The following is a 17,581-nucleotide window of genomic DNA, read 5'->3' on the forward strand; positions in this document are numbered from 1 at the left end:
GACGCTTCACCTCGACGTTCACAGCCCGTGGGCCTGCACGAAGTTCTTGAGGATCTGACGGATCCAATTGTTCTCAATGAGACCGTCCACCTCCGTCTTCCAGATCGCGGAAATCGTGAACCGCGGCATCTTGATGGGCACTTCCGTCACGTGCACATCGAGCATCTTTCCCAGCCACATTGCGACAGGTTCCGGAATCGTGGCAATCACCGGCAGGTCCCGCAGAATGGGGACAAGACCAAGGAAGTGGCTGGTAGTGCACAAGGTATTGCGTTTCTTCCCCATAACGGAGAGGACGTCATCGACCCAGCCGCGCTGTGAGTCATAAGAGACCCGAACATGCCGGGTCTCGATGAACTCTCGCTCAGTCAGAGGCTTGGAGAGCCGAAGTAGGTTCTGGTTGTAGATGCAGCGATAGTCACCCGAAAACAGCGGCTCTGCCTGCACCTCGGTCGAGAGCTGAGCCGGAGTTGTCGTAAGTACGATATCAATGATGGGGGCATCCAAGGTCGAACGCCACAGCTGACTATTCGTCTGGTGGATAGCAAAGTTCACTCCCCAGTTATGATCCAATTTCTGCCGGGCGATCCACGGCCCGAAGAGGACTTCGATGTCGTCAGACATCGCCAGATGAAAGGTTCGCGAACTCTGCCATGGCTCGAACTCCGCCTCCTCGAGGATCACACTGGCAATGTTGCTCAGGCTCGGCCCGAGGCTCACTGACAGCGAAAGGGCCTTCGCCGTCGGAGACATTCCACCGCGGTTTCGTTCAAACAGCGGATCGTCGAAGAGCTTTCGCAATCGCCCCAGGGCTGCACTGACCGCGCTCTGAGAGAGGTTGAGTTTGTACCCCGCTCGGGTGACGCTGCCCTCTTGCATGAGGGCTTGGAACACGACGAGCAGGTTGAGATCGACCTGACTTAAAGCAATTCTGTTAATACTATCGATCATAAACATTTGTTTGACTGTTTTCCACTACCGGTCGAGAGTGAGGTCAACAGCCGAAACCAGATTCGGCATCACGTAATCGACGGAGCTTACACATGGACATCACCTCAGCAGAGAAGCGCAACGAGGCGCCTCTCACCACGCTCAGCAAACTCGACAGAACCCGCCGCATGGTGGCCGTCGGCATCGGCAACTTCATGGAATGGTTCGATTTCGCCATCTACGGATATTTCGCTGCCATCATCGGTGCGCAATTCTTCCCCTCAGGCGACGCGACGGCCGAAATGCTGTCATCGCTGGCCGTCTTTGCGGTGGGCTTCATCTCCCGACCGTTCGGTGCACTCATCCTCGGTCCCATCGGGGACAAATTCGGGCGAAAGACCGTGCTCATGATCACCGTGCTCGGCATGGGCACGATCACGGCACTCATCGGCGTGATCCCCTCCTACGCGACGATCGGCATCGCTGCACCGATCATCATCGTCATCCTGCGACTGGCACAAGGCGCCTTCGCCGGCAGCGAATGGACCAGCGCGGCCGCCTACATCGGAGAGAGTGCGCCCACACACCAACGAGCCATCTATGCCAGCGTAGTCACAGGCACGGCCGGCCTAGCATTCCTCGTCGGAACCGTCACCGCTGCGGTCCTCACGGCCACACTGGACGAATCTGCACTGAACACCTGGGGTTGGCGACTGCCCTTCGTCGCCTCCCTGATCATGGCTGTCGTTGCCATCTACATCCGACGCAAACTCGTCGACACCCCGGTCTTCGAGGAAGTCGAGCGCAAGCGCGCAGCGAACACTCTCGAGGAGACCCCCACCTCGGCGAAAGCAAAGGCCTTCGTCATGACTCTGGCGTTCGCTGGCATCTTCGGCGTCAGCCTGTACTACCTGATCACCTATATGAACAATTTCCTGTCCACCGCAGTGGGGATGAATCGCCTCGACGCATTGATCGTCTGCGGAATCGTTATGGCCATCTACGTTGCATTCAACCCACTGGCTGGGGTGCTCACAGACAGGTTCGGACGACGTCCGGTGCTCTTCACCGGGCTCATCGGTCTCATCGTCTGGAGCATTCCAGCATTCCTGCTCATGGGCACAGGCAGCATGTGGCTCTCCGGGATCGCGCTTACGGTCTTCGCCTTCTTCGTCGCCTGCACCGCGGTCGTCAACAACGTACTTCTCGTCGAAGTCTTCCCGGCTTCCATCCGCTCCACAGGATCAGCAATCGGATACAACGTCGCCTATGCTGCCCTCGCGGGCCCCGGCCCACTCATCGCAGCCGCACTCGTCGCCGGAACAGGCCTTCTCATTTCTCCCGCCTTCTATGTCATCATCATCGCCGTCATCGCACTGGCGATCCTCTTCCCAATGCTCAAAGAGACCAAAGGGATCGACATCTCCCACGGCTGAGCCGAGAAAGGACACACCCTATGTACACAGCAGCAGTCATCCAAGCCGCTTCCGTCCCATTCGACTCCGAGGCATCGACCGACAAGGCCGTTCGGCTGATGGCCGAGGCCGCCGCTCAGGGCGCCGCCCTCGCCGTGTTTCCTGAAGCGTTCATCGGCGGGTACCCGAAGGGCAGCACCTTCGGAGCCCCCGTCGGCATGCGCACCGAGGGCGGCCGGGACGAATTCCAGCGCTACTCACACGGAGCGATCGAACTCGCCGGCCCACAGATCGCACGTCTCGTCGAGGCTTCCCGGGACAACGGGATCTTCGCTGTAGTCGGCATCATCGAGCGCCTCGGTAACACCCTCTATTGCACGGCACTCATGCTCGATCCGGAGACTGGGGTCGCCGGCGCCCACCGCAAACTCATGCCCACCGGCTCAGAGCGCGTCATCTGGGGATTCGGCGACGGTTCGACCCTCGACACGATGGACACGCCTCTGGGACGCGTCGGCTCGGTGATCTGCTGGGAGAACTACATGCCACTGCTTCGTCAGGCCATGTATGCCAAGGGCGTCGAGGTCTACTGCGCGCCTACGGCAGATGACCGACCCACATGGGCCGCGACGATGACGCACATTGCGCTCGAGGGACGCACCCATGTCCTGTCGGCCTGCCAGTACATCACCAAGGACGCCTATCCCGACGACCATCCCTTCGATGAGGAACTTCCACACGGCGACACCGTCATGCGCGGCGGCAGCATGATCATCGCCCCCACCGGTGAGGTGCTGGCCGGACCAGTCTTCGGCGAGGAGACGATTCTCTACGCCGAAATCGACGCCGATCTCAAGACCCGCTCCCACCTCGATTTCGACTCCGTCGGGCACTACTCACGGCCCGATATCTTCGAGCTGACAGTCCACACTGACCCCCAAGCTTCGGTCGTCTTCGACTGATCTCTCAGCCCATCAACGACAGCAGAAACGACGACAACAGAGCGGAAAACATGTCCACAACACTGTTCATCGGCCTCGGGCGCATGGGAGCGCCCATGGCAACTCTTCACGCCCAGGCATTGGCGACAGCAGTCTTCGATCTTTCGTCCGAAGCCGTCGCTTCGGTCAGCGAGGCGGGAGGAGCCACACCGGTTACCGACCTGAAGTCGATTCCCGGCGATGTCGACACCGTCATCCTCATGCTCCCCAGCAGTCGGCAGGTCGAAGAGACGCTCAGCGGTGAGGAGGGCCTGCTGCACCGCCTCGGTGAGGGCGCCCTGATCATCGACATGAGCTCGAGCGAACCCACGAGCACTCGGAGCCTCGCCCAGCGGGCGCAGGAACATGGGATCGACTATGTCGACGCCCCGGTGTCCGGGGGCGTGCCAAAGGCGAAGACCGGTGAGCTGTCGATCCTCGTCGGAGGTAGCGCCGAGGCGGTCGAGCGGGCCATGCCGCACCTCGAGGTGATGGGTTCAACCATCATTCATGTGGGTGACGAGGGCGCCGGCGACGCAGCCAAAGCAATCAACAACCTCGTCAGTGCCAGCAATATCGCCGTTGCCTGCGAGGCTCTCACAGTTGCGCAGAACTTCGGCATCGATCCCGCGAAGATGGCCGAGGTGCTCAACTCGGCGACTGGTCGCAGCCAAGCCTCCGAGCTCAAGATCACGAAGTACATCCTCCCTCACGATTTCACAAGTGGCTTCGCCTATGACCTCATGCTCAAGGACATGACAATCGCCAGGGGCCTGGCTGAGTCACTCGAAACTCCCGTCACCGCCACCGCCTTCGACAAGCTCAGTACCGGTCGCGCGCAACTCGGCGATGCCCCGGATCACACCGAGATCAGTCGTCTCTACGGCCTTGGACAGTGACGACCACTCACCACACCACCACCCGCACCACCAAAAAAACCAACAGGAACGAGGAGACAGCAATGACACACTCAGCTGAGGACGCACAGGCCTACATCGACGATATGGCCACCAAGCGCGGCTATGTCCTGGACTACCACAAGATCATGGCCAAACAGGACTTCCCCGTCTTGCAAGCTGCGAACCATCTCGTCTCGACGGCGTACCTCGACCAGCGCACCCTCGATCGCCGGACCAAAGAGCTCATCTTCATCGTCTCGCTCACGGTCATGCGAGCGTCGAAAGGGCACATCCAGTCCCACATTCGAGTAGCACTCGACATCGGCGTCTCCGCCACTGAGATTCTCGAAGCCATCGAAATCGCCCTGCCCGAAGCGGGCATCGTCGCATTCCAGACCGGCTTCGAAGCGTGGCGGGAAGTGGTCGACGCCGACGGCATCGAACCCACAGTGAAGGCTCATGCAGGCGGATCGGGAGAATAATTCCTCCTCACCTTCGAACGGACATGTGAATATGAACATCACCACCACCTCGGCGCCGGACACGATCGACGATCCTTGGCAGGTAGTCATCGTGCGACACGGCACACGTGAGACAGTGCGATCGGATGCGTTCCTCAACTACTCCTTCTACGACGAGCCCGACGGACCGCATCGCGTTGACTACTATTTCTGGGTGCTTCGCCGAGGTGGTGAAGTGGTGATCGTCGACACTGGCTATTCTGCACACGAAGGCCAGGTGCGCGACCGGACCATCCTCATCGATCCCCTGCGTGCGCTTCATGCTCTAGGGATCGATCCGGCCAACGGTCCCACAGTCATCGTCACGCATGGCCACTACGATCACATCGGAAATATCGGAGCATTTCCACATTCCGAGGTGCTCATCGCTCGCAAGGAGTGGGAATTCTGGACGGGCGCACTCGCCCAGAAGACACAGTTCGCTCATTTCGGTGACCGCACGGCGATTGGTCAGATGGAACAAGCACAAGCCGAGGGGCGGTTGAATCTATTCGAGGAGCATTGTTCGCCTGCTCCCGGGATCGATGTGTCTGTCGTTGGCGGCCATACCCCGGGCCAATCGATCGTGAGTGTCATGACGAGTGAAGGACCCGTCGTCCTTGCCAGTGACGCCGTGCACTTTCACGAAGAGCTTGAACGAGACATGCTCTTCCAGTCCATGACAGACCTTCCCGATTCCTACCGAGCACTCGAGAAGCTGCGAGGGCAGTCGAATCAGCTGCTCGTCAGTGGACATGATGCGGCTGAACTAGACCGGCATACCCCAATGCGCGGCGCACTTTCGGGTCTGGCAGCAACGATCGGAGTGCAGTGAAACCTCGGCTCGAGCGATTGCAGAGGTCCCAAGAGCTACGGGGAATGGCGACAAGCTCAACCGTTTCGTTCACTTTGGTTGCAGACACCTGGCGCAGTAGTCTGCAATTCAACGAGGGCAGGTTGCAATTAGCAGGCGGCATCCCTCAGTTCACTCTCTCCGCGAGCGACAAGACCTGGGACGAGGTGCTGAAGCCGAATCCAGCACCCGGGATGCAGAGCATCGTCCATCTGACACGGACCGGGTCAATCACGCTCACCGGCGCCGCTGTCGAATTCGACCGGCACATTCATCTGGTTCGTGCAGTAGTCGAGGCGCTCCGGGGTCGCACGGCCGAGGCTTTTGCTCCGCGACGACAACTTCGTGCCCGAGGCGAATACCACCGTGTCGAATCCACCGTCGGAACTGCCGACATCCATGTGGAACGATGCGGAACAGGACGGCCGATAGTCGCTCTAGCCACCGCAGGCTCATCCAGCACGCAATGGCACGGTCTCATGACGGAATCAGACATCACGGACCATTTCGAACTCATCACAGTCGATCTGCCTTGGCATGGCAGCTCATCCCCCACATTCGGATCGGCGACCGGGGACTGGAACCTCACTCCCGAGTCGTACTCACGGTTCATCGTCGATGCGACTCGATCGATCGGGCTGCGAGCCCCGATCCTCCTCGGCGCCTCGATGGCCGGGGCTGCAGTGATTCACGCTGTTGCCACCTACCCTGAGGACTTCTCCGGCGCCGTTGCCGCTCAGGCGGGCCCGCGTGTCAGGAATCGAGCAACGCCGCAATTGCGAGCAACCGATATCGACCAGTCGCTCTTTGTGCCGGAATGGACATACGGGCTGATGAATCCGGAGTCGCCTGCAGAATTCAGAAAGCGCGTGTGGTGGGGCTATTCATCCGGCGGGCACGGGCTCTACGCCGCCGACATCAATTCCTATCAACAGTGGGATATTGACTCGGTGGCGGATCTGCTTGGACATGACAGCCCACACATCGCACTTCTCAGTGGCCGTTACGACACCACGGTCACGCCAGAAGCCTCTCAAGCTCTGGCGAAGTCGATTCTCAACTCCTCATTCTGCGAAATGCCGGAGCTCGGCCATTTTCCCCATGCTGAGAACCCGGCACGCTTCGCTGATTACCTCGAATCCGCGGTGGAGAGGGTCCTGGCTCACCGGCCCTGACGGTGAGCGTTCAGTCCCCTGCACCCAGCCGCCGACACTCCAGCGCGATGACGACATCGGCCATGACTCTCGGGTCCCCGAGTCGAGATCCGAGAATGCTTTCGATCTGAGTCAATCGGTACCGGACGGTGTTCTCGTGGACCTGCAGCCGACGAGCCGCCTCGGCGACGTTTGCACCGGAGTCGATGTATGTGGTCAGGGTCATCCAGGAATCAGGATTCCGAGAGATCTTGTCGAGGTAGCGCTGGACGATGAGCTGATCGAAGCGCGAGCTCATCCGCGCCGCCGCCCAGACCACCGGGCGCATGGAGTCGACATAGACGAACTCCCCAGGACCTGTGGCCTCGAGCGCCACATCTGCCGACCTCAACATCTCAGGGACTTGGCTGAGCGCAGTGAACGGCTCGGAGACCCCAGCTCCGATGATTTCCGCGGCGAAGTAGTCCTCGACAGCGAAATCCTCGACACATAATGCGGTATGTTCGACCGCGGAGGTGGTGTAGCCGGTGTCACTGGCGACGATCCCCTGCGTCAAGGTCGGAGATTGCTGAGCAGCGCTCGATGTTCCTGTGTCTGCCCTTGCCCGCACGATGCGCACGGGCTGATAAGGGACGAATCCGAACTTCTCCAGTAACCTCCACCGTGCGGGTTCATTGCCGGGTGACACCCCCGCCTCAAGGTCGCGCATCAGTCGCGCGGATTCCTCTCGGCGCGTGCTGATCGAGAATGATTCGAAGCCTTCGAACGCCTGCAGGATCTTCGTCATTGTGTCGAAGACGAGTGCCACATCGGCTGCAGTGCCACTGCCGGGACGGCCCGACTCACGGGTAGCCCCAACACCCTCGAATTCCTCGTGAACAGCAATGACGATGACATGGTCGCGCTGCCTGATCCGTACCGCACGCGCACGCACAATCCACCGGCCGATCTGAGTCTGCGCAGCATAGGCCAGATCCGCGGAGAGAACCCAATCCGAAATGAGGTGGGTGGGAGCCGACCCGACCGACCGGATGACTTCGCCGAGTTCATTGACGACCAGGCCCGAACCCCTGCAGATTCTCGCCGCTCGCCGGAGCACCGACTCCAGAGGGTCCGCGGTGCCAAGTGATGCCAACAGTTCACCGAAGACCCACTCCCGTGATCTCGCCATCGCTTCTCCTGACCTCTCGGCGCCTACGGTCAGCTCACCAGGCCCGTTGCGCCGCTTTTGTGTTTTCTACAATAACAGCGGATCTATCCTTCGATTCCTCTATTGACCCGGTGTCTGCGACCAGCCCATGATGTTATCCAGATCACAATCAAAGGAGATCCCGTGGCCGACCTGCGAGTCGCCGTCGACGTTGGCGGCACCTTCACCGATATCTGCATATTCGACGAATCTTCCCAGTCCATGCGGGTGACGAAAGTCCCGTCCACCCCGGACAATCCCATGCAAGCTGTTCTCAACGGAGTCAGAAGAGCCAACATCAACCTCGGCGAGGTCGAGCTCTTCTCTCATGGCACCACCGTTGCCACGAACGCTCTCATCACTCGTAAATTCCCCAAAGCTGCGATGGTGACGACCGCGGGCTTTCGCGATGTCATTGAAATCCGCGACGGCACGAAAGATGACCTGTGGAATGCCTATTCCGATGTGTCCGGCCCCTACATCCGGCGTCGGGACCGCTTCGAAGTCACTGAGCGCATCGACTATGCGGGCAATGTCGTCACCACTCTCGACGAGGACGAGGCTCGCCGGCTCGGTCGCCTGCTGAAGAAGCGCGGTGTCGACACCGTGGCGATCTGCTTCATCAATTCCTATGCCAACGCCACACACGAGGCCCGCATGCGTGAGATTCTCACGGAGGAGCTTCCCGGAGCGAACATCTCCACCTCGGCGGAGATCCTGCCGGAGATCTTCGAACACAACCGCTTCAACACCACCGTCGCCAACGCCGTCCTCGGTCCCCTGGTATCCGGATATGTCGAAGAGCTCGACAGCAACCTCACCAAGGACGGCTATTCCGGGGAGCTTCTCCTCCTCCACTCCGGTGGTGGATCGATGACCTCCGCGATGGTCAAGCGCTTCCCAGTCCGGCTGGCCGCCTCCGGCATCGCCGCCGGAGCCATCGCTGCCCAGCACGTGGCTGAACAGTGCGGCTTTGCAAATGCAGTGGGGCTCGACATGGGCGGAACCTCGACCGACATCTCACTCGTCGCCGATGGCGAGCTGCGAGTGACCAACGACTGGGAGGTCGAGTACGGACACCCGATCGTCTTCCCCAGCATCGAGGTCCTCACGATCGGCGCGGGTGGTGGTTCGCTGGCCCACATCGACATCGCTGGATCATTGCGCAACGGGCCGCAATCTGCCGGAGCGGATCCCGGACCGGCCTGCTATCGCCGGGGTGGTGCCGAACCGACGAACACCGACGCAAATTTGTGGATGGGACGCCTGGGCACCGACTTGGCCGATGGCGAAATGACCCTGGACAGAGCTTGCGCCAAAGATGCGATCGAGGCGAAGGTCGCCAGCCCCCTCGGCCTCGACGTCGACGCTGCGGCAGATTCGATCATCAAGGTGGCCAACGCCAATATGGCCGACGCAGTGCGTCTCGTCTCCATCAGGCGCGGACTTGATCCTCGCGACTTCGCCCTCATTGCCTTCGGAGGGGCCGGGGCTCTGCACGGCGTGGACGTGGCGAAGGAGCTGAACATTCCCACGGTCGTTGTGCCCCCGAACCCAGGTGTCACCTCAGCGCTGGGATGCCTCTTGGTCGACATTCAACACGACCTCTCCCAGATGTTCACCGGAGCCGCCGATTCGGCAGATTCCGAGGCGCTCGAACAGCATTTCAAAGAACTCGAACTCGAAGGCCAAGAACGGCTGCGGCACGAAAAGGTCGCCGAATCCGATAGGGTCTTCGAACGCGGAATCTCCATGCGCTACCAGGGGCAATGGCGGTCACTGCAGGTCAAGATGGGCAATGGCCCCAACGCCCTGCGCGAGGCTGTGCAGCTCTTCCATGAAGAGCACGAGAAGCAGTATGCGTTCCGGCAGGACGAGACTCCCGTCGAGATCTACCAGCTCCATCTCAAGGCGTTGGGCAAGACCCCCAAGCCGAGCTTCCGCCCATCGCCCATCGGCACGGGTGATCCAGGTGAGCCGCTCGAGGTTCGTGAGGTGTACTTCGAGGGGAAGTGGCACTCCACCCCTGTTTATCAGCGCGAGAACCTGCCTTCCGGAGCCGCGTTCATCGGGCCGGCGATCCTCAACCAGATCGATTCGACGACAGTCATCCCACCGGATTCCTCCGCAGTGATCGACGAATGGCTCAACATTCGCATCACTGTGGACACCGGCACCAGCGAACCTGCCCAAGCCGCGGCCGCGAACGATTCTTTGCAGCCCGTGAAGTGAGGAGAGAACAATGACCACGATCGCTTCAGCGAAAACAGAAACGTCCACCCTCGACCCAGTCACTTTCGAAGTGCTCAAGAACGCCTTCGCCACCAGCGTCGACCTGATGAGTGAACAGATTCTGCGCACCTGCTACTCCTTCGTCATCTACTCGCGCGACTTCTCATCGGCCCTGTGCGACAAATATGGCAACACAGTGATGCAAGGAAGCGCGGACATCGCAGTCCACGTCGGCACCCTTCACTTCCAGTGCAAAGCAGTGATGGAGGAGTTCGGCGACGACATCAACCCGGGCGATGTCTTCCTCATCAATGACCCCTATCGAGGCGGCACTCACTTCAACGATGTCAGCTTCATCCGTCCCATCTTCGCGGAGGACGAGATCATCGGGTACGCCCAGAACAAAGGTCACTGGGCCGACATCGGAGGATCCGTCCCCGGCTCCTTCGATGTCTCTGCCAGTGAACACTTCGGGGAGGGAATGCGAATTACTCCCCTTCGGGTGTGGCACAAGGGGCGGTTCCTCCATGATGTGGCGCAGCTGCTCGTATCGAACACTCGGGCTCCTGATCAGGCACTCGGCGATCTCAACGCCCAGGCCGAGGCCACTGCGGTGTGCGAACGCGAAGTGCTCCGCCTTGTGGACAAGTACTCGAAGGACACGGTTCTCGATGCGATGCAGGAAACGCAGGACTACGTCTGCCGGACTGTGCTCGCCAGCCTAGGCGACCTTCCACGCGGAGAATGGGAGACGGTCGACTACCTCGATGGCGACCCTGCCAAGGGCGAGGGGCTCATACCGATTCGCGTCAAGCTCACCCTTGATGGCGAAGGCATCCACTACGACCTGACCGGAGCCGCCGAAGCGGTCTCAATCTTCCTCAATTCCGGATACGGAACCACCTATTCGGCAATCTACGCTGGAACGAAGACTTTCTTCCCCGACGTCCCACTCAATTCCGGGTTCTATGAGGCCGTCACGGCAGAAATCGGCGAGGAGGGCACTGTCGTCAACGCTGGTTGGCCGCACGCGGTGACCGGATTCTGTTCGGGCCCCTACGAGAAGGTGATGAACGCTATCTTCGAACTTTGGTCCCACATCATGCCTGAACGGGCCATGGCCTGCGCCTTCAACCTCGAATATCTACTGGTGGGAGGCCATGACAGCCGTACGAAGTCGAATCCGTACTTCATGTGGTACGACTGGATGGCCGGCGGCTGGGGCGGACGGTCGACGAAGGACGGATCTTCGGCAACCTCACCGGTCTTCGGCACAGGGCTCGCAGTTCAGCCGGTGGAAGGGCAGGAACGGCTCACACCTGTCATCACCACCCAGCACTCGATCAACATGGACTCAGGTGGACCTGGAAGGTTCCGCGGCGGCTGCGGCGTCAACAAGGGCGGGATCCTCACCGATGCTGCCGGTGCTGTGATGAGTTACTGCTGCGACCGCGGTCGCTCCACGACTTGGGGCATTAACGGCGGGCTCCCATCGATCCCGCACGGCGTGTGGCTCAATCCCTCTTCGGACGATTCGAAATACCTGGGCGCAACCTTCTCGAACGTCTCTATCAGCCCTGGCGACACGTTCGAGAGGCCGAGCGCCGGTGGCGGCGGGTTCGGGGATCCGCTCGAACGCCCCAGTGCCGAGGTGCTCGAGGACGTCATCGACGGCTACGTCTCCATCGACCGAGCTGGCAAGGACTACGGCGTCGTCATCACCGAGATCGATGCTGAACTCGATGAATACGAGGTCGACGAGGCCGCGACGACGAAGATGCGTGCGCAGATCCGTTCCGAACGCGCGTCTTGGCTCGATGCCGACCCTGCCGAGGTGGCCCACTGTTATCGCAACGGAGACATCACCGTTCACGACGTCGTCCGGAAACACGGGGTCGTTCTCGATTGGGGCACCGGGGAACTGCTGGAGAAGTCGACCGGCCAGTTCCGTGACAGTATGCGGAAACGTTCGGCGGCACATTGGAAGTGAGGCACTCCGGGTCGAACTCACTGGGGCTGTACATCGGAGGCGCCTGAACCTCAGACAAGCATCCCGCGACACTGGGACCTGTCGCGGGATGCGCTCTGGCGTACCGTGGTCGGTTGTGGGACGGCCCTTCCGCCAACAACCCGTGAAGGAATCCCGCTAAGAGTCATCCTCATGTGCAAAGAGCTCACGCCTATTGCGCAGACCCAACTTCTGAAACGCATTGGATACGTGAGACTTCACCGTAGTGACGCTGATATAGAGTTCGCGAGCTATCTCGGCATTGCTGAATCGCTGCAACACGAATCCAACAACTTCCGATTCACGTTTGGTGAGCAATGAAGAATTGATCCGGTCATCGAGGTCACGCGCTGTGGTATCAGAATCCAGTCCAGTGATCCACACCTTTTTGCCTACCGCTGTCGACCTGATGGTCTCCAGCAGGCTTGCTTGGGATTGATTCTTCGTAAGAAAGCTGTCGGCACCGGATAGAAATGCGAGAGTCGCGTCGCTCGGAGACGTGAACGAGGTGTACATCAGCACCTTCGTCGCCCGTGGCATCGCCTTGATCTCACGGCAGATCTCGAGCCCCTTGTTCTCTCCTTCGAAGCGAAGAGGAATAATCACGAGATCAACCGCTAGCGTCGACAACTGATCGAAGACTTCTTCGGTCCGGGCGGCCTGTCCGGCAACACTCATATCTTCTTGTGCCGAAACAACGGTAGTCAGACCAAGGCTGACGATGGGGTGGTCTTCGACAATCAGCACCGCAATGCTCGTCATTCCTGGCTGTCCGTTCTACTCACCCGAATTCCATTGGGCACCACTCCGACGGAATGGTGATGCGTGCAGTGTGAAGTGGATTGACCAGTTGGCTGATTTCGGCGTTGGAGACAATGCTGGTCAAACGATAGGCATCCTCCCATCCCAGGTCATGCCATAGCCGCATGAGGTCAACCGCTTCTTCGAAACCCGCCCGAACGGCTTCGTGTATGTCCTCTGCACTGGAGAGCACACTCATTCCTGCAGAATGGATCACCACAGGCAGATGTCCTTCGTGGTCGACTTTACGGATGCTCAGTTGGATCTCCCCCGAGATCTCGATGCCAGTTCCGCCGAGTTCTCCATCACCTTGTGCTGCATGCAGATCACCGGCAGACACAAGGCCCCCGTCATGCTGCGCCTGAAGCAGAAGCCCGCTGCCGGGCCTCAACGTACGAGTATCGAGATTGCCACCGTGGACTCCAGGCAACTCGGTATTGATCTCTCCGACCCGAGGCGCAACTCCGAGGACGCCGACCATTGGTGCAATTTCCACCGCCAGTGTGTCCGTGATCCACGCCCGCCCATCATCAACAGGCACGATCCGTGAGCTGGCCTGTTCGATCTTGTCGCCCAGAATGCCCAACCCCGGGGACAGAGCCATGACGCCCCATCGACCGACACTCACACGTTCGATTTCGATCAAGATCCAGTCGCCGGCCTGAACTCCCTCAACCGCGACAGGACCTGTCGCGCGATTGAACTTGGCCATGTCGACATCCGGCCGCAGAACCCGCTCCGAATCGATCTGTCCTGCGTAGCAGTCAAATGTCTCCAGGACAAAGGATTGGCCAGTCGCAACCGTTGCCACCACATTGTTGATGCCCGATAACGCCGACGATGATTCTGTGTTTGGAATCCTCAGCATCAGGCCCACCCATCGGGAATCAGACCGACCGCATTCAACAGTGAGTAGATGAATGCCAAACCGAAGACGATGATGAGCAGCGCCTGTATCAGCGGATGTGCGATCCACCCGGCTGTCCATGCGGGCTCCTGGTCACCGAATCTGCGTGCACGATGCAACATGAGCACGGGAACTACGGACATGATGGCTCCGGCGAACCCTCCCGCATAACCAAGCGCCGCAACGAATCCGGTGAGATGGAATACACCGACCAGAAACGGTGGAATCGCGACAAGAGCCAATGCGGCGATGCGGTACCCGTTGGCGTTCTCCGCCGGCCATTTGAAGCGGTCGAAGATGTTCGTCATCAAGGTCAGAGCGATTGCCCAGAATGACGTCATCATCGCCAACAGAGCGAAGACGTTTGAGAGCACATAGGCAACCTGCCCCAGACTCTGGCCCCACCCGATTGTGACCACTTCGGTGATGCTGTCTGGTCCCAGCATTCCCAGTGCCGCCAATGGGACGATCGCCAGAAGGAATCCTGTGATCCCCATGCCGACGATGACTGCTCGTGGAAGACCCTGCGGATTCGTCTCAGCCAAGCCACGCGCCAATTCCGGAACAGTGTACTGAGCGATGAACGAGAACACCGCCAGGTTCACGATCGGAATGATGAAGAAGGGGTGCACATATGTCAGATGCTCGAGGTGGATCCCCGGCCCGATGAACGTCCAGGCACACAAGAAGAGGATCAGCGCTATCATCGCGATCGACAGCCCCTGCTCAGATCGCCCCGTCGCCTTGAGCCCGAACCATACGACAACGAGACCCGGGATGAAGAACAGGAAGCTGCCGACGGTTACCGGTATCCCCAGAAGGTCGGCGAGAACATTGCCGCTGCCCGAGGTATAGGCGATGAGCGCACCCAAACCGTTGATCACGACACCGGCGAAGATCAGCCAGGATCCGGCCTGCCCAAGATACTTCTCTGCCAGCCCTGACAGTTGCAGCGGTTCTTTCGTGCGCAGGGCGATCTCTGCCACGTAGAGCATCGAGGCCGTGGTCAAGAAGCCTGCCACCAGGAGGGCCACAAGAAGGGCGAAGAACCCGCCGTTCTTCGCCCCGTACGGAAGACTGAGAATTCCCGCACCGATATTCGCGCCGACGATGATTGAGACACCCTGCCAAAAGGTGATCGTTTCGCTCTTGCGAATATTCACATTCTGTCTGGGTTGGTCAAACGTCTCACTCATTACCAAGCTCCTCCGGCGGTCCGATTCAGGGCGAGAGATCACGCCGAGGTGACGGTGCTCTCCGCAGCTTTCTGCTCATCAGGGTCAAGCATCGTTGCTTTATCAGTTCTCCACTCTATGTGTTCGACGCCACGTCCTTCTTCCTACCTGAGGGAGGAGATTGAGTTCACGAGCAACTGGGGTGAAGAACCCGCCACCTCCAACTTTTCGTACCCCCTGGTCGAATCCGGACAAATCCTATAGGATCCATGAAATAGGAATCAGTTCGAAGGGGAACTCGTGACCCGATTATTCAATGACCCGAATGACTTCGTCTCCGACATGTCGCGTGGTTTTGCGCTCGCCTCGTCCCGCTGGGTGCGAGCCGTCAACGGCGGAGTCGTGCGTTCCACCGCAGCAAGTGAGCCGACGGTCTCGCTCGTCATCGGAGGCGGCAGCGGCCACTTCCCTGCCTTCTCTGGACTCGTCGGCCCGGGACTGGCCCACGGCACCGCCATGGGCAACGTCTTCGCCTCACCGTCGACGAAGCAGATCATGTCCGTGGCCCGCGCCTGCGACCAAGGGCGGGGCGTCCTCTTCAGCTACGGCAACTACGCCGGAGACGTCCTCAACTTCGACCAGGCCCAGGAACAGCTGCGGGCAGAAGGCATCGATGCGCGCACGGTCGTCGTCACCGACGACATCTTCAGCGCCCCCAGCGGAGAGATCGAGAAACGTCGCGGCATCGCCGGTGACCTCGTCGTCTTCAAGGTCGCCGGAGCCGCCGCCGAGGCGGGCCTCGATATCGCCGACGTCGAACGATTGGCGTCCTCGGCGAACGATCGCACCCGATCGATCGGAGTCGCGTTCTCCGGCTGCACCCTTCCCGGGGCCGATGAGCCTCTGTTCACAGTGCCAGACGGGCAGATGGCCATCGGGTTGGGTATCCATGGAGAACCAGGGATCGACGAGGTCCCCCTCCCCAGCGCAATCCAGCTGGCCGAGCTTCTCGTCTCACGACTCCTCGCCGAGGCACCCGATCGGTCGAAACGAGTGGTTCCCATCCTCAACGGCCTGGGAACGGTCAAATATGAAGAGCTCTACCTTCTCTACGGGCTCATCGACCCCTTGCTGCGCACCGCCGGCTACGAGCTTGTCGATCCGGAGGTCGGAGAATTCTGCACGAGCTTCGACATGGCTGGCCTCTCACTGACTCTCCTGTGGCTTGACGATGAACTCGAACCGCTGTGGGCTGCCTCCTGCTCATCGGCCGCGTTCACCCGCGGGGAGCTCGGGACCGCGCATCTGCCGACAGGCCTCGCCGGACAGGAGCTCCCACAGGAACAGGTGAACACCGCAGCACCGGCTCCCGCTTCGGAGGCTTCACAGCAGCTGGGCAGAGAAGCCTCCGCCGCCTTCACTCGAATCGCCGCCGTCCTCGATGACGCTGCCGGAGAACTCGGTCGCCTGGACAGCGTTGCCGGAGACGGCGACCACGGAATCGGAATGCAGCGCGGATCGAAGGCGGCAGCACGCGCCGCAGCTGACGCAACGGCCGCCGGCCACGGTGCCGAGGCGGTGCTGGCCTCGGCCGGTGAAGCCTGGGCCGACGTCGGCGGAGGCACCTCCGGAGCGATTTGGGGACGGATCATCGGCACACTTGCGGCAGGGTTCGCTGGCGACTCCCGCCCAACTCCCACTTCGATGGCTGCTGCCATCGATGCCGCAGTCGATGAGGTTCGCATGTTCGGCGGAGTCGAGGTCGGCGAGAAGACACTTCTCGATGCACTCGTCCCCTTCGCCACCGAGTTCTCCCGTACCGTCAGCTCCTCGGGCGACGACTCCTCGCCGCTGGTTCTCGCCCGGGCGACCACGTGTGCCGCGCACGCAGCGACTCAAGCGGCCCAATCCACTGCAGACCTCGTCGCGATGCGCGGCCGGGCCCGCTCCCACGGTGATCGCAGTGTGGGCACGCCGGATCCCGGCGCGATCTCCCTGGCGATGATCGCCTCGGCGATCGCTGAACAGTTCACCTCCAACACACCCCTATCTACACCCACCGAGCGAAAGGCAGCGCGATCATGACACTGCGAGTGGTCGTCGGATCCGACGATGCGGGATTCGACTACAAAGAGATCATCAAGTCTGACCTCGGAGATGACGCACGCATCACCTCGGTCGTCGACGTCGGAGTCGACTCCGAGTCGCACACCTTCTATCCCTCCATCGCGACCACCGCGGCTGAGATGGTCGCCCGAGGTGACGCCGATCGCGCGATACTCATCTGCGGCACCGGGCTCGGTGTCGCGATCGCGGCGAACAAGGTCAAGGGCATCCGAGCCGCCACCGCACACGACTCGTTCAGCGTCGAACGCTCGGTCCTGTCCAACGACGCCCAGATCCTCTGCATGGGCCAACGCGTCATCGGCCTCGAACTCGCCCGTCGTCTGGCCCGGGAATGGATCGGCTACACCTTCGATCCGGCGAGCGCCTCAAATGACAAAGTGGCACAGATCAGCGCCTACGAGTCCCGCTGAT

At 60.5% G+C, this 17,581-nt stretch carries 16 protein-coding genes; 10 read left to right on the forward strand and 6 right to left on the reverse strand.

What is annotated here, in order from left to right:
• Positions 1-18 precede the first annotated feature (18 nt).
• The gene (locus HU144_RS02385) at positions 19-957 is read right to left on the reverse strand and encodes a LysR family transcriptional regulator (protein WP_235349973.1); all 939 of its coding nucleotides are present in this window, start codon (positions 955-957) and stop codon (positions 19-21) included.
• Between the two features lie 86 nt (positions 958-1,043).
• Here HU144_RS02385 and HU144_RS02390 point away from each other — a divergent pair, with 86 nt between their 5' ends.
• The 5 genes from HU144_RS02390 to HU144_RS02410 all read left to right on the forward strand — a co-directional run bounded on the left by HU144_RS02390 (position 1,044) and on the right by HU144_RS02410 (position 5,559).
• A complete protein-coding gene (locus HU144_RS02390) occupies positions 1,044-2,366 on the forward strand; it encodes an MFS transporter (protein ID WP_235349974.1) in 1,323 nt (440 codons plus the stop codon).
• A gap of 20 nt (positions 2,367-2,386) precedes the next feature.
• Positions 2,387-3,307 carry a carbon-nitrogen hydrolase family protein gene (locus HU144_RS02395; protein WP_235349975.1) on the forward strand — a complete coding sequence of 307 codons (921 nt, stop codon included), beginning with the start codon at positions 2,387-2,389 and terminating at the stop codon, positions 3,305-3,307.
• 50 nt (positions 3,308-3,357) lie between these two features.
• Positions 3,358-4,224 carry an NAD(P)-dependent oxidoreductase gene (locus tag HU144_RS02400; protein WP_235349976.1) on the forward strand — a complete coding sequence of 289 codons (867 nt, stop codon included), beginning with the start codon at positions 3,358-3,360 and terminating at the stop codon, positions 4,222-4,224.
• A gap of 62 nt (positions 4,225-4,286) precedes the next feature.
• The gene (locus tag HU144_RS02405; protein WP_235349977.1) at positions 4,287-4,706 is read left to right on the forward strand and encodes a carboxymuconolactone decarboxylase family protein; all 420 of its coding nucleotides are present in this window, start codon (positions 4,287-4,289) and stop codon (positions 4,704-4,706) included.
• A gap of 31 nt (positions 4,707-4,737) precedes the next feature.
• A complete protein-coding gene (locus HU144_RS02410) occupies positions 4,738-5,559 on the forward strand; it encodes an N-acyl homoserine lactonase family protein (protein WP_235349978.1) in 822 nt (273 codons plus the stop codon).
• Between the two features lie 245 nt (positions 5,560-5,804).
• On the opposite strand, the gene HU144_RS02415 is transcribed toward HU144_RS02410, so the two are convergent.
• On the reverse strand, positions 5,805-5,978 hold the full coding sequence (locus HU144_RS02415) for a hypothetical protein (RefSeq protein ID WP_235349979.1): 174 nt from the start codon (positions 5,976-5,978) through the stop codon (positions 5,805-5,807).
• Between HU144_RS02415 and HU144_RS02420 the strand changes: the two genes are divergently transcribed.
• On the forward strand, positions 5,979-6,752 hold the full coding sequence (locus HU144_RS02420; protein ID WP_328284314.1) for an alpha/beta fold hydrolase: 774 nt from the start codon (positions 5,979-5,981) through the stop codon (positions 6,750-6,752).
• 10 nt (positions 6,753-6,762) lie between these two features.
• Here the strand turns inward: HU144_RS02420 and HU144_RS02425 are convergent, their stop codons facing one another.
• On the reverse strand, positions 6,763-7,902 hold the full coding sequence (locus tag HU144_RS02425) for a PucR family transcriptional regulator (protein WP_235349981.1): 1,140 nt from the start codon (positions 7,900-7,902) through the stop codon (positions 6,763-6,765).
• A gap of 162 nt (positions 7,903-8,064) precedes the next feature.
• Between HU144_RS02425 and HU144_RS02430 the strand changes: the two genes are divergently transcribed.
• A complete protein-coding gene (locus HU144_RS02430; protein ID WP_235349982.1) occupies positions 8,065-10,152 on the forward strand; it encodes a hydantoinase/oxoprolinase family protein in 2,088 nt (695 codons plus the stop codon).
• Between the two features lie 10 nt (positions 10,153-10,162).
• Entirely contained in the window at positions 10,163-12,142 is a 1,980-nt protein-coding gene (locus HU144_RS02435) for a hydantoinase B/oxoprolinase family protein (RefSeq protein WP_235349983.1), read from the forward strand.
• Between the two features lie 156 nt (positions 12,143-12,298).
• Here the strand turns inward: HU144_RS02435 and HU144_RS02440 are convergent, their stop codons facing one another.
• From HU144_RS02440 to HU144_RS02450, 3 genes are read right to left on the reverse strand one after another with little or no spacing between them, the layout of a single operon-like run.
• On the reverse strand, positions 12,299-12,922 hold the full coding sequence (locus HU144_RS02440; RefSeq protein ID WP_235346378.1) for a response regulator transcription factor: 624 nt from the start codon (positions 12,920-12,922) through the stop codon (positions 12,299-12,301).
• Between the two features lie 19 nt (positions 12,923-12,941).
• Positions 12,942-13,829, reverse strand: a complete 888-nt coding sequence (locus HU144_RS02445) for an acetamidase/formamidase family protein (protein WP_235352640.1) — start codon at positions 13,827-13,829, stop codon at positions 12,942-12,944.
• Positions 13,829-15,064: an aromatic amino acid transport family protein gene (locus HU144_RS02450; protein ID WP_143924085.1), complete on the reverse strand. Its 1,236-nt coding sequence runs from the start codon at positions 15,062-15,064 to the stop codon at positions 13,829-13,831. Before HU144_RS02450 ends, HU144_RS02445 begins: the two co-directional genes overlap by 1 nt.
• Positions 15,065-15,343: 279 nt before the next feature.
• On the opposite strand from HU144_RS02450, the gene HU144_RS02455 reads away from it, so the two are divergent.
• Complete coding sequence (locus HU144_RS02455) at positions 15,344-17,128, forward strand: dihydroxyacetone kinase family protein (RefSeq protein ID WP_235349984.1); 1,785 nt, start codon at positions 15,344-15,346, stop codon at positions 17,126-17,128.
• On the forward strand, positions 17,125-17,580 hold the full coding sequence (locus tag HU144_RS02460) for a ribose-5-phosphate isomerase (protein WP_143924083.1): 456 nt from the start codon (positions 17,125-17,127) through the stop codon (positions 17,578-17,580). Before HU144_RS02455 ends, HU144_RS02460 begins: the two co-directional genes overlap by 4 nt.
• Position 17,581 lies beyond the last annotated feature (1 nt).

Origin of the sequence: Brevibacterium sp. UCMA 11752 (assembly GCF_021532235.1) — a bacterium.
In the GTDB taxonomy this organism is placed as follows: Bacteria; Actinomycetota; Actinomycetes; order Actinomycetales; family Brevibacteriaceae; genus Brevibacterium; species Brevibacterium antiquum.